Raw genomic sequence first — 19,993 nt, 5'->3', positions numbered from 1 at the left:
TGACGGCACGGGAATCGTGGGGGATGCTGGTGAGGACACCTCGCCGAGGAACTGCAGGAGGCTTCAAGGTGCGTCGGCTCACCGCCGCGTCGCGGATCGCGATTCCGCTGGTCGGTGCCCTCGCGCTCTCGGCATGCTCGGCTTCGGGCCAGGACAACTCCGACTCGCTGCAGGTGGTCGCGAACCCCGTGGCCGCGAAGCCGGTGGTCTCCCCCGCCGTGACGACCAAGCCCGCGGGTCAGGTACTGGCGACGCCCGCCGTGTCGGCGATGGCGACCGACGAGAAGACCCGCACGCTCGCGGTCGCGGTCACGCAGCCGCCGTCGGTGCTCGTCTACGACCTCGACTCGCTGAGCACCCCCCGGGTCACCGTGCCCCTGCCCGGCCCGGCCGAATCGCTGACGACGTCCGACGGCCAGGCGATCGCGAGCATCCCGACCAAGGGTGAGCTCGCGAAGATCACACTGCCCGGCGGACGGCTGACCACGCAGCCGGTGGCGGGCCAGCCCACCGCCGGGGTGGCCGACGGGCCGGACACGATCGTGGCCGTCCGCGACCGCAAGGCCGTGGAGGTCCTGGCCGGCGGCGCGGTCACCAAGACCATCACCGGCCAGCTCTACAGCGCCGACGACGTCGTGGACACCGGGCAGGGTGTGGTCGTGCTCGACCGCCTGCGCACCGCCGTGTTCAGCGTCGACGTGAACGCCGGGACGATGGGCGAAGGCCTGCGCGCCGGCGACGGCGCGGCCAACGCCACCAGCGACTCGTACGGGCGCGTGCTGGTCACCGACGCCCGAGCGGGCGCGCTGCTCGCGTTCTCCGTCGGCCCGCTGATCCTGCGGCAGCGCTACCCGGTGCCGGGCGGGATCTACGGCATCGCCTACGACCACCAGCGCAACCTGGCCTGGGTCACCCTGACCGGGCAGAACCAAGTGGTGGGCTTCGACGTCCGCGGCGGCGAGCCCACCGAGAAGTACCGATTCCCGACCGTGCGCCAGCCGAACTCGGTGAGCGTCGACGACCGGAGCGGCCGAGTGCTCGTCGGCTCGGCCGCAGGAGAAGGGACCCAGGTGATCCAGCCATGACGACGGTCGACGAGGCGGTGGTCGAAGGGGATTGGGAGTACCGCCGCCTGCGCCTGCCCCCGGGTGTGTCCCGGCGCGCGGCGGCGATCCAGCTCTCGATCCACGCCGAGTTCGCCGGCTGGGAGCTGCGCACGGTGCGGCTCTACGCCGACGGCACCCGGCGGGTCTGGTTGCGGCGCAAGCGCACGGCCGCCGACCGCCTGCCCGGGCTCGCCACGTAACACCAATAAGTCCAGACCAAGATTTTCGCGCGCCTTTTCACCCTGATCCGGCCCGTTAGCGTACGCAGTGGATCTTCGCGTACGACCAGGTCTTCGGCCGGCGGCCGAATCATGCCAAAGAGGGTGAACATGAACAGGCTGGACGGAAAAATCGCCGTGGTCACCGGCGCCACCAGCGGCATCGGGGCCGCCATCGCCCACCGGTTCGTCGCCGAGGGCGCTCAGGTCGTCCTTTCCGGGCGGCGCACGAAAAACGGTCTCGCGATCGCGGAACGGCTGGGCCCGGCGGCCAGTTTTCACCGGGCCGACGTGTCGGTGGACACCGAGGTCGAGGACCTGGTCCGCACGACCGCGGACCGGTTCGGCCGCATCGACGTGCTGGTGAACAACGCGGGGGCACCCGCCACCATCAGCTCGGTCACCGACGTCGACCTGGCCGATTTCCGGCGGGCGTTCGACGTGAACGTCTGCGGTCCGCTGCTCGGCATCAAATACGCCGCCGGGTACATGTGCGCGCAGGGCGCGGGCAGCATCATCAACATCGGCAGCATCGCGGGAACGCGGGTCGCCAACTCGGGCCTGGACTACTCCGTGTCCAAGGCCGGCCTCCACCACTTGAGCCAATGGGCGGCCGCCGAGCTGGGCCAGCACGGAGTCCGCGTGAACACCATCAGCGTCAGCGGGGTCACGACCGGGATTTTCGCCAAGGTCGCCGGGTACGGCGACGAAGAAGCCGAGACCCCCGAGGTGCTGGCCACGGTGGGCGAAAAGATCACTCCCCTGGTCAAGGAGGTCAGCCCGACACCGCGCGCGGGAACGACGGACGACGTCGCCGCCGCCGCGGTCTATCTGGCGAGCGACGAATCGGGCTACGTGATCGGGCACAACCTGCAGGTCGACGGAGGGCACTCCCTGGGCCAGCCCTACTCGGTGCTGCTGGCACAGCGGGCCAGGATCGCTTCGGCGCTCAAGCCCGAAGCCCAGTGACCCCGCGAACCGGTTGACCGGGCCCCGGCAGCGCGAGCCCGGTGTCCGGGTCAGGCGGCGAGCCGCCCGAGCCACTCCTGCCAGCTCTGCTCGTCGCCCGCCTCGGCGGAGAACACGTGGTGGCAGGCGATGAGCGGGCCGTGGAAGCCCTGCAGGAAGCAGTAGAGCGCGTCGGCCGTGCGCACGCCCACCGTCTGCGGGTTCACGGCGTAGACGACGCCTTCGACGGCCCGGCCCGCCAAATCGATGCGCACGCGGTCGCCCTCCTCGGGCCGGCCCGCCAGTCCCAGCCGGTTCCCGAGCGCCGCCCACAGCCGGTCCCAGTCGGACACCGGCGGGCCGAACACCGTGACCGGGGTGGCCGTGCGGCCGGCGAAGTACGTGACGTACTCGGCGAGGTTGCGGAAGAACAGCGCGCCGCCCGCGGCCATCGCCTCGAACTCGTCCTCCCAGTCGTCGCCGGGCAGGAAGCCGCTGGTGACGCAGCGGACGACCGAGCTGCCGCCGTCGCGGCCCTCGATCAGGAACTCATAAGCGATCCGCCGCCCGTCGGGCTCGGTCTGGGTGCCGTAGACGAGCCGTTCCAGCGGGTCCCACGCGGTGATCGCCATCTCCGGCTCGTAGCCCGCGAACGAGCCGCGCACGACGCCGCCGAGGCCGCCTTCGACCTCGTTGCGGCCCATGTACCACGAGTCGATGCCCGGCCCGGTCGCGATCGCTGCCCAGATCTGCTCCGGGGTCGCGACCACCTCGGCCGCCCCGGGCAGCTCGAACTCTTTCCCGCTGAACTCCGCCACCTCAGGCCTCCTCGTCCGGCACGCTCGGGTGCACGGCCACGATCACGCGGTGCGCGCGACCGTTCTCCGCTCCCTCGTCGTGGTACTTCCCCACCAGGCTCGTCACGGCCACCGCGAGCTCCTCGGCGAACGCGGCCCGATCCGCCGCCGAGGCGAACCGCACCTCGCCGTCGAGCGCGAACGTCGCGACGCGCTTGCGCGCCTTGGCGGCACCCGTGATCAGGATCCCGACGTCGCGCACCAGCCGGCCCGCCACGGCGAGCAGCCAGCGCGCCGACAGCCGGTCGGGCGATTGCGCCGGGTCCGGCTGCACCGCCGCCAGCGCCGACGGCGAGATCACGTAGGACGCCGCGGTCGCGCGCATCATGCGCTCGGTGACGTTGCCCTTGCGCCGCTCCTCCACCAGCTCCACGAGCCCGTGCTTCTCCAGCGCGCGCAGGTGGTAGTTGACCTTCTGGCGGGGCAGGTCGACGCGGGCCGCGAGCATGGTCGCCGACGCCGGCTCTACCAGCTCGGCCAGCAGCCGGGCGCGGACCGGGTCGAGCGACACCTCGGCCGCGGCCGCGTCCTCGATCACCGCAACGGGAAACATGCGCCCATCGTGCTGCCGAAAAACGAAGTTGTCAAGAACTACGATGTTGTCGGTACGCTTCGCGCACCTGAGCCACGATCCGGGGCACGACCTGGGCGGCGGCTTCCAGCGGCACGACGTGGCCGACGCCCGGCAGCACCACGGCCGTGCCGTGTTCGAGGCCCCGGACGAGGTGCTCGACATCCGTGGCCGCCACGATCCGGTCCCGCTCCCCCACGATCGCCGTGACCGGCAGGGAACCCACGCGCGCGAGCGCCGCTTCGCGCGCATACGCGTCGAGCGCGGGACGGAACACCGCGACGGTGTGCGGCCAGTTGCGCCGGATCATCGTCACGGTCAGCTCCACGAGGTCCGGATCCGGGTCGTCGCCGAAGAGCCACCAGCGCAGGCCGGCGCTGACCGCGCGGCTCGTGTGCTCGCGCACCAGCCCGAAGAACTTGGCGCCCAGCACCAGTTCCAGGTCCTGCGCCAGCATCCCGAGCGCGCCCGGCCACGCCGCCGAAGCCTCCGTGGCGAGCCGCCCGGACGACGTCGCGAGCAGCACCAGCCCGGCCACGCGCGCGGCGAACAGCTCCGGATGGCGTTGCGTGAGCGACATGATCGCGAGCCCGCCCATGTCGTGGCCCACCAGCACCACACGGCCCTCGGGCACGGCGCGTGCCAGCACTTCGGCGAGGTCGTCGCCCAGCTGGGCCATGGTCGCCGTGCCGCGGCCGGCGCGGCCGGACTTGCCGTGGCCGCGGTGGTCGTAGCCGACGACCGACAGCGGCTCGTCCACCGCCTCCGGCAGCAGCGGCGCGATCCGGCCCCAGCTGCGGCGGTCGAGCGCGTAGCCGTGCAGGAGCACCACGGTCACGCCGGCCGACGGGTCACCCCAGCGCACGAGGTGCAGAGGTGTCCCGTCGGCGAGCGTGAACGCGGGCAACGCGGTCGTTTCCGGCGCTCAGGACGAACGCACGAACCGGTCCAGCACGCGCGTGCCGAACTTGAGAGCGTCCACCGGCACGCGCTCGTCCACGCCGTGGAAGAGCGCGGAGAAGTCGAGGTCGGCCGGCAGCTTCAGCGGTGCGAAGCCGAAGTTGCGGATCCCGAGCTGCTGGAACGACTTCGCGTCGGTGCCGCCGGAAAGCATGTACGGCAGCGTGCGCGCGCCCGGGTCCTCGGCGAGCACCGCGGCAGTCATCGCGTCGACGAGCGCGCCGTCGAACGTGGTCTCGACCGGCGGGAGCTCCATCCACTCCTTCTCGATGTCCGGGCCGAGCAGCTCGTCGAGCTCGCGGTCGAACGCCTCGATGCGCCCGGGCAGGATGCGGCAGTCGACCGCGGCCTCGGCGACCGACGGGATCACGTTCGACTTGTAGCCGGCGGTGAGCATCGTCGGGTTCGCGGTGTCGCGCAGGGTGGCGCCGATCATGCGGGAGATGTTGCCCAGCTTGGCGACCGAGCCCTCGAGGTCGTCCTCGGGGAAGTCCCAGCCGGTGATCTCGGTGACGCCGGCGAGGAACTCGCGCACGGAGTCGGTGAGCACGAGCGGGAACTGGTGGCTGCCGAGCTTCGCGACGGCCTCGGCGAGCTTGGTGACCGCGTTGTCGCGGTGGATCATCGAGCCGTGGCCCGCCGTGCCGCGCACGCGCAGCTTCATCCAGCGGATGCCCTTCTCGGCCGTCTCGATCACGTACGCGCGCACGTCGTCCTTCAGCGTGATCGAGAACCCGCCGACCTCGCTGATCGCCTCGGTGACGCCTTCGAACAGCTCGGGCCGGTTCTCCACCAGCCACTGCGCGCCGTACTTGCCGCCGGCCTCCTCGTCGGCGAGGAACGCGAAGACGATGTCGCGCGGGGGCACGATGCCGTGGATCTTGTAGTGGCGGGCCAGGGCCAGCGTCATGCCGACCATGCCCTTCATGTCCACCGCGCCGCGGCCCCAGACGTAGCCGTCCTGCACGGCGCCGGAGAACGGGTGCACCGACCACTCGGCCGGGTCGGCGGGCACGACGTCGAGGTGCCCGTGGATCAGCAGGGCCCCGCGCGACGGATCGGCCCCGGCCAGCCGGACGATGACGTTGTGGCGGTCTTCGCCACCGGACTCGACGTAGGTGATCTCGTAGCCGGCGTCGGTGAGCTGCTCCGCGACGTACTCGGCGGCGGCACGTTCGCCGATCAGGGTGTCGGGGTCTCCGGTGTTGGTGGTGTCGATGCGGATGAGGTCGCTGGTGAGCGTGACGGCCTCGTCAGCGGCGGCGTCGATCGAGTTCGGTTCGGTCACTCGACCTTCCTATCATTCGCACCCGCGGGGCCGCGCCGCTCACGCCCGTTCAGGTGCGGTCAAGAGCCGAGACCACCTCGGAAACCGGCCGCAGGTGCTGGTTCAGGATCCGCAGCGCCGTTTCCGCGTCCCCCGCGTCGAGCGCGGCCACGAGCTGCCGGTGCTCCTCGTCGATGATCGACAGTCGCTCCGGCCGCGCTTCCAGCGCCCGCACGGCCACGCGCTGCTGGCGCGAGCGGAGTGTGTCGTACAGCTCGGTGAGCACGGTGTTGCCGGCGGCGTTCACGATCGCCCGGTGGAACCGGCGGTCGAGCCCGGACACGGCGAACCAGTCGCGTTCCGCGCCCGCGCGGCCCATGTCCTCGATCAGGCCGGCCATCTCGGCGGGGGCACCCGCGCCCGCGGCGCAGACCTCGGTGATCGCGTGGCCCTCGATGAGCCGCCGGCTCTGGTAGACCTCTTCCAGCTCCCGCGCGGTCACCGTGCGGACCTGCGCGCCCTTGCGCGGCAGCAGGCTGATGAAGCGCTCGGCCTCGAGCCGGTGGAACGCTTCGCGCACCGGCGTCCGCGACACGCCGACCACCCCGGAGACCCACAGCTCGTCGAGGAACCGCCCGCCTTCCAGCTCGCCCGAGATGATCCCGTCGCGCAGCCAGGCGTACACCCGATCCCGAGCCGGTCCGCCGCCCTCGACCGGGACCGGTCCCGGTGCGGTGGTGGTCATGCCTCTCCCCTCGTCGCGCGCCTGCGTCGGCGCGCTGGCGAGCCTACACCTCTGGACCGGGCCTCATCCGTCATGTATACACGGAGTACACAGACCGGTGACGGTCCTCGTCGCTCCTGAAAGGACACTCGGCATGGTGCAGGTCGCCGTCGCGCAGTTCGCTCCCACCGACGACAAAGCGGGCAACCTGGCGGTACTCACGCGGCTCGCCGGTGAGGCGGCGGAGCGCGGAGCCGAGGTCGTGGTGCTGCCCGAGTACTCGATGTTCACCGTACCGGCGATGGACGAGCGGTTCGTCGCCTCCGCCGAGAGCCTCGACGGCGCGTTCGTGACCGGGCTGCGCGAGGTCGCGGCCCGCCGCGGGATCACCGTCGTCGCCGGGATGAACGAAGCCTTGCCCGAGGGCGGGCGGATCTTCAACACGCTCGTGGTGGCCGGCGCCGACGGCGAGCTCGCGGCGGTGTACCGCAAGCTGCACCTCTACGACGCGTTCGGCTTCCGCGAGTCCGATTTCGTCCGCGCCGGGGAGATCACGGAGCCGGCCACGTTCAAGGCCGCGGGCCTGACGTTCGGCCTCCAGACGTGTTACGACCTGCGCTTCCCCGAAGTGACCCGGCGGCTCGCGGACGCGGGCGCGCAGGTCGTGGCGCTGCCTGCGGAGTGGGTGCCGGGGCCACTGAAGGAGTACCACTGGGCGACGCTGGTGAAGGCGCGGGCGATCGAGAACACGGTCTACGTCGCCGCGGCAGGGCAGATCGCGCCGATGGGGTCGGGTTCGAGCCTCGTCGTCGATCCGATGGGCGTGGTGGCCGCGTCGCTGGGCGAAGCGCCGGGCGTGGCCGTCACGGAGGTCTCGGCCGACCGCGTGGAGCAGGTCCGGACCACGAACCCGGCCTTGGCGTTGCGACGGTTCACGGTGGCGCCGCGGGACAGCGCCTCCTGATCCGCGAGCCGCTACTCGTCGTCCGCGCGGTGCGCGCCGAGGCCGATCTCCTTCACGGCCGCGGCCGCGCCGGGCGTGCCCGCCAGCAACCGCGCGAGCTCCAGCGCGACGCCGAGCTCGGTGCCCGCCGGCACGACCCGGTGGACCACACCCCACTTCGCCGCCGCGGCGGCCGTGAGTTTCCCGCCAGCGCGGCGAAGTTCGGCAACGGCCTCTTCGGACAGTCGCGCCGGCAGCGCCGTGCCGAGCGGGCCGGACACCACGAACTCGGCGTGCGGGGCCGCCACGATGAGATCCGTCATCAGCGCCAGCTCGAAGCCGCCGCCGCGGGCGAGGCCGTTCACCGCGGCGATCATCGGCTTGCCGATGCGGAAGAAGTCCGCGACGCCGGCCAGCCCGCCGGCTCCCGGCGCGAGGTCCCAGCCCGCCGAGAAGTACTCGCTGCCCGCGCCCGTGACCACGCCGGCGTGCACCGCGGGGTCGTCACGCAGCCGCGCCCAGGCGGCGTAGAGCTCGAAGCTGACGCGGGAGTCGATGGCGTTCCCGCCGGGCCGGTCGATCGTCGCCACGAGCACGCCGTCGACTACCTCGGTGCGGACAGCACCCGGGGGCGCGGTGGTCATGGTTTTCCCGGTGGTGCGGAGGGATTCGGTCGAGCGTTCCGGACGTTAGCCGCACCGCCGCCGGCGGTCAAACCGGGGCCTCGACTGACCCGGCAGTCAAGCCAGGATCGCAAATCCGGTCCACCGCAACGAAACCCGGCAAACGTTACGCCACAGGTGGCGTGAGTATTGCGATAATCGCAACGCGGGGTTACGGTCTTCCGGCATGGACGAGTCGGAGGAGCTGCGGACCAGGGTCCGGGAGCTGATCCGGTCCATGCCGGGAGCCCAGCGGGAGTTCGCCGCAGCCATCGGGCTTGACGAGACGAAGTTGTCCAAGGCGCTCACCGGCACCCGCCGGTTCTCGCCGCACGAGCTCGTCCGGGTCGCCGAGTACTGCGGCGTCACGGTCAACTGGCTGCTCAACGGCAGCGACGACGCGAAAACCGTGACGGCGGTCCCGGCGCTCGCCGCGCGCCCGGAGAGCGATCCCGAGCACCACACGCAGTCCGAGCCGCGGCGGCGGATCCTCGAGACGGCGTGGCTGCTCATCGCCGAACGCGGGTACCACCGGGTACGCATCGCCGACATCGCGAAAGCGTGCGGCACGAGCACCGCCACCATCCACTACCACTTCCCCAGCAAGGCGGAAGTGCTCAACGAAGCGTTGCGGCGCAACGTGAAGCTCGCCTTCGATCGCCAGGTCGCCGAGCTGCACGCGGTCGCCGATGCCCACGACCGGCTGCTCAAGCTGGTCGAACTGCAACTCCCGGCCGACGGCGTGCTGCGCGCCGAGTGGTCGGTCTGGCTTCAGGTGTGGAACGAGGTGTCCCTCGCCCCGGAGCTGCGGTCGCTCTACACCGATTCCTACGACCGCTGGTACCGGACGATCCTCATGACCATCCGCACCGGCCAGGAGCAGCACGCGTTCCGCGTGGCCGATCCCGAGGCCGCCACCGAGCAGCTCACGGCGCTGATCGACGGTCTCGGCATCCAGGTGCTGACCCGCAAGCCCGGCAGCACCGTGGCCACCATGCGCGCGCACCTGCACGACTTCATCGAAAGGTCGATCGTCAAGGGAGCCTGATGAACCACGAGGTCATCGTCACCTGCGCCCTCACCGGCGCGGGCGACACCGTCGGCCGGAGCCCCCACGTGCCGGTCACGCCGGCGCAGATCGCCGCGAGCGCGATCGAAGCGGCGGAAGCCGGGGCGGCCGTCGTCCACATCCACGTCCGCGAGCCCGAGACCGGGGCCCCGTCGCGCGAGGTGGCGCTGTACCGCGAGGCCGTGCGGCTGATCCGGGAGTCCGGAGTGGACGTGGTCGTGAACCTGACCGCCGGGATGGGCGGCGACCTCGTGCTCGACGAGGAGGATCCGCTCAAGCCGGTCGACGGCACGGACCTGGTCGGCGCTCTCGCCCGCCTGCCGCACGTCGAGGAGCTGCTGCCCGACATCTGCACGCTCGACTGCGGTTCGCTCAACTTCGGCGAAGGCAACCAGCTCTACGTGTCCACTCCGGACATGCTGCGCACCGGCGCGAAACGCATCCAGGAACTGGGCGTCAAGCCGGAGCTGGAGATCTTCGACACCGGGCACCTGTGGTTCGCCTCGAAGATGGTGGCGGAAGGGCTGATCGACGCGCCGCCGCTGTTCCAGCTGTGCATGGGCATCCCCTACGGCGCGCCCGCCGATCCGGGTCTGCTGCAGGCGATGGTGAAGCTGCTGCCCGAGGGCGCGCAGTGGGCGTCGTTCGCGATCGGGCGCGACCAGATGCCGTGGGTGGCGCAGTCGGTGCTGCTCGGCGGGCACGTGCGCGTCGGGCTCGAAGACAACCTCTACCTCGCCCGTGGGGTCAAGGCGACCAACGGGCAGCTGGTGGAGCGCGCGGTGCGGATCGTCGAAGACCTCGGCGCCACGATCGCGAGCCCCGGCCGGGCCCGCGAGATCCTCGGCCTCAAGGAGCGGGTCCGTGCCTGACGTATCCACTGTGGACACCGTCGCGTGCGTCGGCGCGGGCGTCATCGGCGGCGGCTGGGTGGCGCACTTCCTCGCCCGCGGTTACCGCGTCCGGGCCTGGGACCCCGCACCGGACGCCGCGGCGAAACTGGGCCGGCTCGTCGACGCGGCGTGGCCCGCCCTCACTTCGCTGGGGCTGGCCGACGGCGCGAGCCGCGACGCGCTGACGATCACGGCCACGCTCGCGGAGGCGGTCGAGGGTGCGGGGTTCGTGCAGGAAAGCGCTCCCGAGGACCTGCCGCTCAAGCAGAAGCTGCTGGCCGACATCGACGCCGCCACCCCCGCCGGTGTCGTGATCGCGTCGTCCACCTCGGGCTACGGCATGACCGAGATGCAGGTGGCGGCGAAGACGCCGGAGCGGCTCGTGGTCGGGCACCCGTTCAACCCGCCCTACCTCATCCCGCTGGTCGAGGTCGTGGGCGGGAAGCTCACCGCGCCGTGGGCCGTGGCGTGGGCGAGCGAGTTCTACCGGCACGTCGGCAAGACCGTGATCACGATGGATCGCGAGGTGCCCGGGTTCATCGCCAACCGCCTGCAGGAGGCGCTCTGGCGCGAGGCCCTGCACATGGTCGCGAACGGCGAGGCCACCGTGGAGCAGATCGACACCGCGATCACCGACGGGCCGGGCCTGCGCTGGCCGGTGCAGGGGCCGATGCTCACGTTCCACCTCGCGGGCGGTGAAGGGGGCATGGCGCACATGCTGGACCACTTCGGACCGTCGCTGAAGGCGCCCTGGACCCGCCTCGATTCGCCGGAGCTCACGACCGAGCTGCGCAACGCCGTGGTCGACGGCTGCGAGGACGAAGCCGCGCCGCGCACGATCGCCGACCTCGTGGCCGAGCGGGACCGGGCGATCATCGCCATCCAGCGCGCCGTCGGTGAGGCCCGCCGTGGGTGAAGCCCTGGTCCACCACGACCGCGTCCGTCCCGAGTGGATCGACTACAACGGACACCTCTCCGAGCCCTACTACGTGCTGGTGTTCGGAGACGCCACCACGGCGCTGATGGACGCCGTCGGCCTCGATCCCGCCTACCGCGAGTCCACCGGCGCTTCGCTGTACACCGTGGAGGCACACGTGCGGTACCTGCGTGAGGTCGGGCCGGACGCCGCGCTCACCGTGACGACCTCCGTGCTCGCCGTCGGGGCGAAGAAGGTGCGGCTGTGGCACGAACTGCACATCGGCGGTGAGCTCGTGGCCACGGAGGAGCTGCTGTGCCTGCACGTCGCCGAGGGCAGAGCCTCGCCGTTCCCCGAAGCCGTCGCCGAGCGCCTCGGCGCCCACCTCGCGCCACTGCCCGACCACGCCGGGCGCGCCATCGCCTGACGCTCTCCCGAACCCCACCCGGCCCGCCTCCCACCGGAAGACACCCATGGAAGAACGATGTGAGCCGAACTCCCTCCCGCGCCGCCGGTTCCTCACGGCGGCGCTCGGCGGTGCCGCCCTGCTCGGCGCCGCTCCCCTGCTCGCCGCGTGCGGCGGCTCGGGCGTCGCGGCCGCCGCGCCGACCGGGCCACCGCGCCGCGGCGGCACCCTGCGCGTCGGCGTGACCGGCGGCGGCGCGTCCGACACGCTCGACCCGCACGTCCCGGTGGCGAACCCGGACATCGCCCGGGTGGTCAACCTCTACGAACCGTTGCTGCTGCGCGACCACGACTACAAGCTGCAGATGCTGGTCGCCGAATCGCTCACGTCGTCGCCGGACGCACGGACGTGGACCGCCGTGCTGCGCGACGGGGTGCGGTTCCACGACGGCCGACCGGTGACCCCCGCCGACGTCGTCGCGACGTTCAAGCGGATCACGGACCCGAAGGACCCCAAGAGCGGCGCTGCCAGCCTGACCATGCTCGGCCGGGTGGTGCCGACGGGCGAGCGGACCGTCGAGTTCCGTCTCACCGAGCCCGATTCCGGCTTCGACGACCTGCTCGGCCAATACTCCCTCGGCATCGTGCCTGCCGACTTCGACGTGAAGCGCCCGATCGGCACCGGCCCGTTCCGGCTGAAGGAGTTCACCGCGGGGCTGCAGAGCACGTTCGTGCGCAACGACCACTACTGGCGGCCCGGCCAGCCCTACCTCGACGAGCTCGTGCTGATCAACTTCGCCGAGGACGACGCCCGGATCAACGCGCTGCTCTCGTCCCAGGTGGACGCCATCGACCAGGTGCCGGTGGCGCTCATCGACGTGCTGCGCAGCGACCCGCGGATGCGCGTGCTGCGCTCGGCCACGGGCACGTGGCTGCCGTTCACGATGCGCGTGGACCGGCCGCCGTTCGACGACGTGCGCGTCCGCCAGGCGCTGCGGCTGGTCGTGGACCGCGACCAGATGATCAACCAGGTCCTCAGCGGCCAGGGCCGGCCCGGCAACGACCTCTACGCGCCGTTCGACCCGGCGTACGACTCGCAGCTGCCGCAACGCAGACAGGACATCCCGGCGGCGAAGCGGCTGCTGGCCGAAGCCGGGCACGAGAACCTCGACATCGAGCTCGTCACCGCGCCCATCCAGGCCGGCGCGGTCGAGGCGGCGCAGGTGTTCCAGCAGCAGGCCAAGGCGGCGGGCGTCACCGTGCGCATCCGGAAGGTCGACACCACCACGTTCTACGGCGAGAACTACCTGTCCTGGGACTTCGCGCAGGACTTCTGGTACACGCGCAACTACCTGCCCCAGGTCGCGAACGGTTCGCTGCCGAAGTCGCCGTACAACGAAACCCATTGGCAGGACCCGCAGTTCACCGACCTCGTCACGCGCGCGAGCGCCACTGTGGACACCGCGGCGCGCACGGAGCTGCTGCACCAGGCGCAACGGATCGAGTACGAACGCGGCGGCCTCATCGTGTGGGGCTTCGTCGACCAGGTGGACGCCCACCAGGTCTACGTGGCGGGCCTCGTGCCGGACCGGACGGGGATCTCGCTGTCCGGCTACCAGTTCCGCGAAGCGTGGCTCGGCACAGCACAGGGAGGTGCGGCATGACCCGGATGATCGTGAAACGGCTGCTCGTGAGCCTCGTGGTGCTCTGGCTGGTCACCTTGCTCGTCTTCGTGGCGACACTGCTGCTGCCGGGTGACCCGGCGCGCGCCATCCTCGGCCAGCAGGCGACACCGGAGCGGATCGCCGCGCTGCAGCACCAGCTGCACCTCGACGAGCCGGTCTGGCAGCGCTACCTCATCTGGCTCGGCGGGCTGTTCACCGGCGACCTCGGCACCTCGACGTCCACGCAGGGCCCGGTGACGACGTTGCTGGGCGACCGGATCGTGGCCTCGCTCGTGCTGCTCGTGCTCGCCGCGGTGATCGCGACGCCGCTCGGGCTGGCGCTGGGCACGTGGAGCTCGATGCGGCGCGGCCGGGCCGCGGACCAGACCGTGTCCGGCATCAGCCTGGTGATCGCCGCGCTGCCGGAGTTCGTGATCGGCGTGGCGCTGATCGTGCTGTTCGCGACCACGGTGTTCAAGGTCCTGCCCTCGGTCACGCTCACCGCGCCGGGTGAACCGGTGTGGCAGCAGCCGAGCCAGCTCGTGCTGCCGGTGGCGACGCTCGTGCTGGTGGTGACGCCATACATCACGCGGATGATGCGGGCGACCATGAACGAGGTCCTCGACTCCGGCTACGTCGAGATGGCCCGGCTCAAGGGGGTGCGCGAGCGGACCGTGCTGCTGCGGCACGCCTTGCCGCACGCGGTGGGTCCCGTCGCGCAGGTCGTCGCGCTGCAGCTCGCGTGGCTCGCGGGCGGGGTCGTGGTGGTCGAATTCCTGTTCCGCTACCCCGGCATCGGGCAGTCGCTGATCGACGCGGTGAGCAAACGCGACGTCGCCGTGGTCCAGGCCGTGACGCTGATCATCGCCGCGGTGTACATCGTGGTGAACCTGCTCGCCGACGTGGTCGGCATCCTGGCGAACCCCAAGCTGCGGACGGAGGCGAGCCGATGACCGCCGTCGACGACGAGCTCGCGCCGGCCACCACGGCCGGCGAAGCACCCGTCAAGGCCCGCGGCCTCCTCCGCACGGCGTGGCGGTTCCCGCAGGCGAAGGCCGGCACGGTGCTGGCCGGGGTCGTGGTGCTGGTGGCGCTGCTCGGCCCGTGGCTCGGGCCGGTGCTCACCGGCCACACCACCACGGACTTCGCGGGCAAGCCGTTCAAACCGGACGGGCTCGCGGGCACCGACGGTCTCGGCCGCGACGTGCTCACCCGTTTCCTCGCCGGCGGCACCACGCTGCTGCTCTACGCGGTGCTCGCCACCGTGCTCGGGATCGTCCTGGGCGCGTTGCTCGGCATGGTCGCCGGCTACGGCGGCGGGTGGCTCGACAGCCTGCTGATGCGCGGCAACGACGTGCTGCTGTCCTTCCCGCAGCTGGTGATCGCGTTGCTCGCGATCGCGGTGATCGGGCCGAAGGGCTGGCTCCTCGTGCTGGTGATCGGCCTGACCCACGCGCCGCGCACCGCCCGCGTCGCGCGCCAGGCCACGGTGGCGGTGCGCGGCGAGGACTACATCCGGGCCGCGGAGATGTACGGCGTGCCCCGCAGCCGGATCCTGCTGCGCGAGATCCTGCCCAACATCACCGGCCCGCTCATGGTGGAGCTCGGCCTGCGGCTGACCTACTCCATCGGCTACATCGCGTCGCTGTCGTTCCTCGGGCTCGGCATCCAGCCACCCACGGCCGACTGGGGCCTGATGATCAACGAGAACCGGATCGCGCTGGTCGTGCAGCCGTGGGGCGTGCTGCTCCCGGTGGTGGCGATCGCGCTGCTCGCCGTCGGCACGAACCTCGTGGCCGACTCGCTCGCCTCGGCCGCGGCCGGGCGCACCCGGGAGGAACGCTCGTGACCGCCGTGGACAGTCCCCCGCTCGCGCTGGAAGTGACGGGCCTGCGCGTGAAGACGGCCGCGGGCCGGCCGGTGCTGCACGACGTCTCCTACCGCATCGCGCCCGGCGAGGTGCTGGCGCTCGTCGGCGAGTCGGGGTCGGGCAAGACCACGGCGGGGCTGGCCGCGCTCGGCCACTTCCGCCGCGGCCTCGTCGAGGACGGTGGCGAGGTGACGCTGCACCCGCGCGCCGGCGAACCCGTCGACGTGCTCTCGCTCGCGACGCCGGAGCGGCGGAAGCTGCGCGGCGCGACCGTTTCCTACGTGCCGCAGGACCCGGCTCTGTCGCTGAACCCGTCGTTGCGGATCGGGCTGCAGATCGCCGAGGTGCTCCAGACCCACGGCTACCCCGGCCCGGTCGAGGAGCGCGTGGCCGAGGTGCTCACGGAGGTGGGTTTGCCCGCCGATCCGGCCTACCGGCGGCGGTATCCGCACCAGCTCTCGGGCGGGCAGCAGCAGCGCGTGGGGATCGCGATGGCGTTCGCGTGCCGGCCGAGTGTCGTGGTGCTCGACGAGCCGACCACCGGGCTCGACGTGATGACGCAGGCGCTCGTGCTGGAGACCGTGCGGCGGCTGACGGCCGAGCACGGCGTGGCCGCGCTCTACATCACCCACGACCTGGCCGTGGTCGCGCAGCTCGCCGACCGCGTCTCGGTGATGTACCGGGGTCGCGTGGTGGAGACCGGGCCGGCCGAGGACGTGCTGAAGCGGCCGGAACACGCGTACACCCGCGAACTGCTGGGCGCCGTGCCCGATCTGGGCGCGGAACCGGGTGCCGCTCCCCCGCCGTCGGACGCGGTGCTGGCCGCGCGCGGCATCCGGGTCTCCTACGGGCGCCAGGAGGTGCTGCGCGGGGTGAATCTGGAGGTGACGCGCGGCGAGTGCGTGATGCTGCTGGGCGAGTCCGGGTCCGGCAAGACCACGCTGTCGCAGTGCGTCGCGGGCCTCACCCGTGGCTTCACCGGCACCGTCGCGCTCGACGGGACCCCGCTCGCGCCCGGCACGCGCCAGCGCAGCAACGACGAGCGGCGGCGGATCCAGTACGTGTTCCAGAGCCCGTTCTCCTCGCTCAACCCGCGCCGCACTATCGCGCAGTCGATCGAGGTGCCGCTGGTGCACCTGACCTCGCTGTCGCGCCCGCAGCGGCGCGAACGCGTGGCCGAGGTGCTGGACCGCGTGCGGCTGGGCCGGTCGCTCGCGAACCGCCTGCCCGACCAGCTCAGCGGCGGGGAGCGCCAGCGCGCGGCCATCGCGCGGGCGCTGGTCACGACGCCCGACGTGCTGGTGTGCGACGAGGTGACCTCCGCGCTGGACGTGTCGGTGCAGGCGACCATCGTGGAGCTGCTCGGCGAGCTGCGCCGTGAGCTGGGGATGGCCGTGCTGTTCGTGACGCACAACATCGCGCTCGCGCCCGAGGTGGCCGACCGGATCGCCGTTCTGCGCGGCGGGGAGATCGTGGAAGAGGGTACGGTCGAAGCCGTGCTGACCGCGCCCGCCCACTCCTACACCGGCGAACTGCTGGCCACCACGCCGCGCCTATGACCGGCCACGGCGAGGTGCGGCCGGGGTTCGAGGCGGTGCGCGAAGCGTTCGACGAGGTCGCCGCCGCGGCCTCGGGCGGCGTCGCGTTCAGCGTCTTCCGGCGGGGCCGTCTCGTGGTCGAGCTGTGTGCCGGATCGGCGGCGCCCGGTGTGCCGTGGACCCGGGACACGCGCGTGGTGCTCTTCAGCGGCACCAAGGGGATCGTGGCCACGCTCGTCGCGATGCTCACCGCCCGCGGCCAGCTCGGCCCGAGCGAACGGGTGGCGCGCTACTGGCCGGAGTTCGCGGCGGCGGGCAAGGCCGACGTGGCCGTGTCGCAGGTGCTCGCGCACACCGTCGGGCTGCCCTATGTGGACGCCGACGTGCCGATGACGGACAACACCGCCAACGCGGCTGCCCTCGCCGCACAGAGTCCGTTGTGGACACCTGGCTCCCGGGTCGCGTACCACGCCCTGACCTACGGTTACCTCGCCACGGAGCTGATCCGCCGCGTCACCGGCCAGCGCGTCGGCGAGCTGCTGCACGAGCTGCTCGCCGCTCCGCACGGGCTGGATCTGCGGCTCGGCACCCCGCCGTCGATCCCGGTCGCGACGCTGCAACGCGCGCCCGGCTACCGGATCAGCACGTTCCTGCAGGATGACGAGCGCCGCCGCGTCGTCGAGCGCATGTACCGCGGCCTGCTGGACTCCACCGACACCATGAACTCGCCCGGGTATCGCGGCGCCGAGCTCGCGGCCGGCAGCGGCGTCGGCACGGCCACGAGCATGGCGCGGCTCTACGACCTGCTGCTGGCGGGTTCGCTCGTCCCGTCGGCCGTGCTGACGCAGGCGACCCGCACGTGGAGCGAGGGCATCGACGCGATCAACGACCGGCCGCTGCGTTTCGGTCTCGGCTTCGAGCTGGCCGACCCGATCGGCACCTACGGCCCGGACGGCGCCGACCCGGGCGCCTTCGGCCACTCGGGCGCGGGCGGCGGCAGGCACGGCGCGTGGCCCAACCGCGGTGTCTCGTTCTCCTTCACCACCAACGAACTACAGGCCGAGGACGTGGACAACCGCGCCGCGAGGTTGCTGGCGGCACTGCACGAGGCCGCCTGACCGGGGTCTTTCTCTAGCGGTCCACCGAGAGTTTTGCTGATACGGCGCGGTGGACCCCTCGTCGTCCCCGGGTGAGACTCGGCTCGTCGAAGCACCGCCGGCGGCTGTCCGGAAGGACCGAGAAGCTCGCTGCCGGCCCGAGGCGAGCCCCGGAGGGCACGAATGAGCACCGGCGACCCGATGATCGAGGCCACCGGCATCACCAGGACGTTCGGGTCGGTCGACGCGTTGTCCTCGGTGAGCCTGAGCGTCGAGCGCGGCACCGTGCTGGGCCTGCTGGGCCACAACGGCGCGGGCAAGACCACGTTGGTCAACATCCTCACCACCATGCTGCCGGCCAGCTCCGGCACCGCGCGCGTCGCCGGGTTCGACGTCGCGCGCGAAGGCGGTGAGGTCCGCTCCCGCATCGGCCTCACGGGGCAGTTCGCCTCGGTGGACCAAGAGCTCACGGGCCGCGCGAACCTCGTGCTGCTGGCCCGGTTGCTGGGTTCGGCCCGCACGCAGGCGCGGGCGCGCGCCGACGAGCTGCTCGAGGCGTTCAGCCTCACCAAGGCCGCCGACCGCGCGGCGCGCACCTACTCCGGCGGCATGCGCCGGCGGCTCGACCTCGCCGCGAGCCTCGTCGGCCGGCCGGAGGTGATCTTCCTCGACGAGCCGACCACGGGCCTGGACCCGACGAGCCGGCTCAACCTGTGGCAGATCGTCGAGGGCCTGGTCGGCGAGGGCGCGACGGTGCTGCTCACGACCCAATACCTCGACGAGGCCGACCGCCTCGCCGACATCATCACGGTGCTCTCGGCGGGCGCCGTCGTCGCGTCCGGGACCGCGGCCGAGCTGAAGGCCCAGGTAGGGCAGCGCACGGTCACCGTGCGCCTCGACTGGCTCCGCAGCACCGACCTCGCCTGCGCCGCTCTGCGTGGCGCGGGCCTGCACCCCGCCGTCTCCGAGCCGGGTGTCATCGTCGCCCCCATCGGGTCGTCCCGCGAGATCGCCACCGTCTTCCGCGCCCTCGACGGCGCCGGCATCGAAGCCGACGACGTGGCCCTCGCGGAACCCACGCTCGACGACGTCTACCTGACCCTGGCCGACCAGCACGCTTCGCGCGTCGCCTGAGCTTCCTGGAGTACCCGATGACGTCGACCCTCACCCGCGGCGCACCCACGGCCGCGCCGCCCCGCCCGCGGGGCAGCTCGTTCACCACCCAGGTGGCGGTGCTGACCAGCCGCTCCCTGATGACGTCCGTGCGCGATCCGCAGATGATCCTGTTCAGCCTGCTGCAGCCGGCCGTGCTGCTGTTCATGTTCACGCAGGTGTTCGCCGTCATGGCCACCACGTCGAGCTTCCCGCCCGGCATCACCTACATCGACTACCTGATGCCCGCGATTCTGCTGAACAACGCGGTGCAGCAAGCCATGCAGTCCGGCGTCGGCCTGGTGGAAGATTTGAAGAACGGCTTCCTCGCCCGCCTGCGCTCCATGCCCATCCACCGCTCGACACCCTTGGTCGCCCGCAGCTTCGCCGATCTGGCGTACTGCGCCCTGCAACTCGTGGCCCTCCTCGTCGCCGCCGTCGCCGTCTTCGGCTACCGCCCCGGCGGCGGCTTCCTGGGCGGCGTCGTCTCGGTCGCCCTGGCCCTGGTCGTCAGCTACGGCCTCAGCTGGGTCTTCCTCGCCCTCGGCGCCTGGCTGCGGCGGGCCCAGACCATGCAGAACATCAGCATCGTCGCGGTCTTCCCGCTCATGTTCGTCTCCAGCGCCTACGTGCCCCTCGCAGCCCTCCCCGACTGGCTCCGCGCCGTCGCCCAGGCCAACCCCCTGACCTACGCGGTCGACACCATCCGCTCCATCGCCCTCGGCATGCCCGGCGGCGGCTTCTCCGCCGCCGGCACCACCCTGCTCATCAGCGCCGCCCTGGCCGCCGTCGGCGCCTTCGCCGCCAACCACTTCTTCCGCCGCCCCTTCTGACCTCACGGCCGCGCCCTTCCCCACGCCGCCGTGACCGCGCGCGGTGCCCCTCCCTCCGCTCCGCGCGCTCCGAGCCCCGGCCCAGGTGACCACCCCCTTCACCTGGGCCGGGGCTCTTCCACGCCCATCCACGGCACACCTCGGGCATGCATGGCCGCGGTCGGAGTTCGAGCCACGCGGGATGGCCGACGGGGCCAACGAATCGGGGGCCCGGCACGCTGGATGAATCGGCATGGCCGGCTAGATCGAATGCGCTTGGCCAGGCCGGCGCTTGACTCCGCGCCCGATCTGGCGCGTCAG

General features: G+C 71.9%; 21 protein-coding genes. 15 read left to right on the top strand and 6 right to left on the bottom strand.

The genetic code is table 11. From position 1 onward, the window contains the following. Positions 1-68 precede the first annotated feature (68 nt). The 3 genes from ACQPXB_RS24835 (at position 69) to ACQPXB_RS24825 (ending at position 2,293) form a co-directional block, all read left to right on the top strand. On the top strand, positions 69-1,085 hold the full coding sequence (locus tag ACQPXB_RS24835; RefSeq protein ID WP_432844611.1) for a YncE family protein: 1,017 nt from the start codon (positions 69-71) through the stop codon (positions 1,083-1,085). After that, positions 1,082-1,306: a DUF5703 family protein gene (locus ACQPXB_RS24830; RefSeq protein WP_285967049.1), complete on the top strand. Its 225-nt coding sequence runs from the start codon at positions 1,082-1,084 to the stop codon at positions 1,304-1,306. The genes ACQPXB_RS24835 and ACQPXB_RS24830 overlap by 4 nt, the downstream gene beginning before the upstream one ends. Before the next feature lie 129 nt (positions 1,307-1,435). Next, positions 1,436-2,293 (top strand): SDR family NAD(P)-dependent oxidoreductase, encoded by an 858-nt coding sequence (locus ACQPXB_RS24825; RefSeq protein ID WP_432844610.1) that lies wholly within the window; start codon positions 1,436-1,438, stop codon positions 2,291-2,293. A gap of 50 nt (positions 2,294-2,343) precedes the next feature. Here ACQPXB_RS24825 and ACQPXB_RS24820 read toward each other — a convergent pair whose 3' ends face one another. From ACQPXB_RS24820 to ACQPXB_RS24800, 5 genes are read right to left on the bottom strand one after another with little or no spacing between them, the layout of a single operon-like run. Continuing rightward, positions 2,344-3,090, bottom strand: coding sequence for an SRPBCC family protein (locus ACQPXB_RS24820; RefSeq protein ID WP_432844609.1), 747 nt, complete (start codon positions 3,088-3,090; stop codon positions 2,344-2,346). 1 nt (position 3,091) lies between these two features. Then, a complete protein-coding gene (locus tag ACQPXB_RS24815; protein WP_366582093.1) occupies positions 3,092-3,682 on the bottom strand; it encodes a winged helix-turn-helix domain-containing protein in 591 nt (196 codons plus the stop codon). 31 nt (positions 3,683-3,713) lie between these two features. Further along, positions 3,714-4,607, bottom strand: coding sequence for an alpha/beta fold hydrolase (locus ACQPXB_RS24810; RefSeq protein WP_432844608.1), 894 nt, complete (start codon positions 4,605-4,607; stop codon positions 3,714-3,716). Positions 4,608-4,625: 18 nt separating this feature from the next. Continuing rightward, entirely contained in the window at positions 4,626-5,948 is a 1,323-nt protein-coding gene (locus tag ACQPXB_RS24805; RefSeq protein ID WP_220240646.1) for a M20/M25/M40 family metallo-hydrolase, read from the bottom strand. A 49-nt stretch (positions 5,949-5,997) separates the two neighbouring features. Continuing rightward, complete coding sequence (locus ACQPXB_RS24800; protein ID WP_366582091.1) at positions 5,998-6,672, bottom strand: GntR family transcriptional regulator; 675 nt, start codon at positions 6,670-6,672, stop codon at positions 5,998-6,000. A gap of 133 nt (positions 6,673-6,805) precedes the next feature. On the opposite strand from ACQPXB_RS24800, the gene ACQPXB_RS24795 reads away from it, so the two are divergent. Next, positions 6,806-7,615: a carbon-nitrogen hydrolase family protein gene (locus tag ACQPXB_RS24795; RefSeq protein ID WP_432844607.1), complete on the top strand. Its 810-nt coding sequence runs from the start codon at positions 6,806-6,808 to the stop codon at positions 7,613-7,615. An 11-nt stretch (positions 7,616-7,626) separates the two neighbouring features. Here the strand turns inward: ACQPXB_RS24795 and ACQPXB_RS24790 are convergent, their stop codons facing one another. Beyond that, the gene (locus tag ACQPXB_RS24790) at positions 7,627-8,238 is read right to left on the bottom strand and encodes an enoyl-CoA hydratase-related protein (protein ID WP_432844606.1); all 612 of its coding nucleotides are present in this window, start codon (positions 8,236-8,238) and stop codon (positions 7,627-7,629) included. A gap of 205 nt (positions 8,239-8,443) precedes the next feature. Here ACQPXB_RS24790 and ACQPXB_RS24785 point away from each other — a divergent pair, with 205 nt between their 5' ends. The 11 genes from ACQPXB_RS24785 to ACQPXB_RS24735 all read left to right on the top strand — a co-directional run bounded on the left by ACQPXB_RS24785 (position 8,444) and on the right by ACQPXB_RS24735 (position 19,693). Beyond that, complete coding sequence (locus ACQPXB_RS24785) at positions 8,444-9,304, top strand: TetR family transcriptional regulator C-terminal domain-containing protein (protein ID WP_386945613.1); 861 nt, start codon at positions 8,444-8,446, stop codon at positions 9,302-9,304. Further along, complete coding sequence (locus ACQPXB_RS24780; RefSeq protein WP_432844605.1) at positions 9,304-10,197, top strand: 3-keto-5-aminohexanoate cleavage protein; 894 nt, start codon at positions 9,304-9,306, stop codon at positions 10,195-10,197. The genes ACQPXB_RS24785 and ACQPXB_RS24780 overlap by 1 nt, the downstream gene beginning before the upstream one ends. Further along, a complete protein-coding gene (locus tag ACQPXB_RS24775; RefSeq protein ID WP_432844604.1) occupies positions 10,190-11,134 on the top strand; it encodes a 3-hydroxyacyl-CoA dehydrogenase NAD-binding domain-containing protein in 945 nt (314 codons plus the stop codon). The genes ACQPXB_RS24780 and ACQPXB_RS24775 overlap by 8 nt, the downstream gene beginning before the upstream one ends. Then, a complete protein-coding gene (locus tag ACQPXB_RS24770) occupies positions 11,127-11,561 on the top strand; it encodes a thioesterase family protein (RefSeq protein ID WP_432844603.1) in 435 nt (144 codons plus the stop codon). Before ACQPXB_RS24775 ends, ACQPXB_RS24770 begins: the two co-directional genes overlap by 8 nt. Positions 11,562-11,607: 46 nt before the next feature. Then, a complete protein-coding gene (locus ACQPXB_RS24765; RefSeq protein ID WP_432844602.1) occupies positions 11,608-13,203 on the top strand; it encodes an ABC transporter substrate-binding protein in 1,596 nt (531 codons plus the stop codon). Further along, positions 13,200-14,156, top strand: coding sequence for an ABC transporter permease (locus ACQPXB_RS24760; protein WP_432844601.1), 957 nt, complete (start codon positions 13,200-13,202; stop codon positions 14,154-14,156). The genes ACQPXB_RS24765 and ACQPXB_RS24760 overlap by 4 nt, the downstream gene beginning before the upstream one ends. After that, entirely contained in the window at positions 14,153-15,052 is a 900-nt protein-coding gene (locus ACQPXB_RS24755) for an ABC transporter permease (RefSeq protein WP_432844600.1), read from the top strand. The genes ACQPXB_RS24760 and ACQPXB_RS24755 overlap by 4 nt, the downstream gene beginning before the upstream one ends. Beyond that, a complete protein-coding gene (locus tag ACQPXB_RS24750) occupies positions 15,049-16,632 on the top strand; it encodes an ABC transporter ATP-binding protein (protein WP_432844599.1) in 1,584 nt (527 codons plus the stop codon). The genes ACQPXB_RS24755 and ACQPXB_RS24750 overlap by 4 nt, the downstream gene beginning before the upstream one ends. Next, positions 16,629-17,729 (top strand): serine hydrolase domain-containing protein, encoded by a 1,101-nt coding sequence (locus ACQPXB_RS24745; protein WP_432844598.1) that lies wholly within the window; start codon positions 16,629-16,631, stop codon positions 17,727-17,729. The genes ACQPXB_RS24750 and ACQPXB_RS24745 overlap by 4 nt, the downstream gene beginning before the upstream one ends. A 162-nt stretch (positions 17,730-17,891) precedes the next feature. Continuing rightward, positions 17,892-18,842 carry an ATP-binding cassette domain-containing protein gene (locus ACQPXB_RS24740; RefSeq protein WP_432844597.1) on the top strand — a complete coding sequence of 317 codons (951 nt, stop codon included), beginning with the start codon at positions 17,892-17,894 and terminating at the stop codon, positions 18,840-18,842. A gap of 17 nt (positions 18,843-18,859) precedes the next feature. Continuing rightward, positions 18,860-19,693 (top strand): ABC transporter permease, encoded by an 834-nt coding sequence (locus ACQPXB_RS24735; protein ID WP_366582078.1) that lies wholly within the window; start codon positions 18,860-18,862, stop codon positions 19,691-19,693. Positions 19,694-19,993 lie beyond the last annotated feature (300 nt).

Origin of the sequence: Amycolatopsis sp. CA-161197, from assembly GCF_050942255.1 — a bacterium.
Classification (GTDB): Bacteria; Actinomycetota; Actinomycetes; order Mycobacteriales; family Pseudonocardiaceae; genus Amycolatopsis.
The sequence above is the reverse complement of the archived record's forward strand: the minus strand, read 5'-3'. Positions and strand labels throughout refer to the sequence as shown.

What these genes read in the sequence shown, in the direction of transcription:
- ACQPXB_RS24830 (WP_285967049.1), top strand. Translation starts at nt 1,082, where the DNA reads ATGACGACGGTCGACGAGGCGGTGGTCGAAGGGGATTGGGAGTACCGC.
- ACQPXB_RS24795 (WP_432844607.1), top strand. Translation starts at nt 6,806, where the DNA reads ATGGTGCAGGTCGCCGTCGCGCAGTTCGCTCCCACCGACGACAAAGCG.
- ACQPXB_RS24790 (WP_432844606.1), bottom strand. Translation starts at nt 8,238, where the DNA reads ATGACCACCGCGCCCCCGGGTGCTGTCCGCACCGAGGTAGTCGACGGC.
- ACQPXB_RS24785 (WP_386945613.1), top strand. Translation starts at nt 8,444, where the DNA reads ATGGACGAGTCGGAGGAGCTGCGGACCAGGGTCCGGGAGCTGATCCGG.
- ACQPXB_RS24825 (WP_432844610.1), top strand. Translation starts at nt 1,436, where the DNA reads ATGAACAGGCTGGACGGAAAAATCGCCGTGGTCACCGGCGCCACCAGC.
- ACQPXB_RS24755 (WP_432844600.1), top strand. Translation starts at nt 14,153, where the DNA reads ATGACCGCCGTCGACGACGAGCTCGCGCCGGCCACCACGGCCGGCGAA.
- ACQPXB_RS24735 (WP_366582078.1), top strand. Translation starts at nt 18,860, where the DNA reads ATGACGTCGACCCTCACCCGCGGCGCACCCACGGCCGCGCCGCCCCGC.
- ACQPXB_RS24745 (WP_432844598.1), top strand. Translation starts at nt 16,629, where the DNA reads ATGACCGGCCACGGCGAGGTGCGGCCGGGGTTCGAGGCGGTGCGCGAA.
- ACQPXB_RS24765 (WP_432844602.1), top strand. Translation starts at nt 11,608, where the DNA reads ATGGAAGAACGATGTGAGCCGAACTCCCTCCCGCGCCGCCGGTTCCTC.
- ACQPXB_RS24815 (WP_366582093.1), bottom strand. Translation starts at nt 3,682, where the DNA reads ATGTTTCCCGTTGCGGTGATCGAGGACGCGGCCGCGGCCGAGGTGTCG.
- ACQPXB_RS24760 (WP_432844601.1), top strand. Translation starts at nt 13,200, where the DNA reads ATGACCCGGATGATCGTGAAACGGCTGCTCGTGAGCCTCGTGGTGCTC.
- ACQPXB_RS24780 (WP_432844605.1), top strand. Translation starts at nt 9,304, where the DNA reads ATGAACCACGAGGTCATCGTCACCTGCGCCCTCACCGGCGCGGGCGAC.
- ACQPXB_RS24800 (WP_366582091.1), bottom strand. Translation starts at nt 6,672, where the DNA reads ATGACCACCACCGCACCGGGACCGGTCCCGGTCGAGGGCGGCGGACCG.
- ACQPXB_RS24740 (WP_432844597.1), top strand. Translation starts at nt 17,892, where the DNA reads ATGAGCACCGGCGACCCGATGATCGAGGCCACCGGCATCACCAGGACG.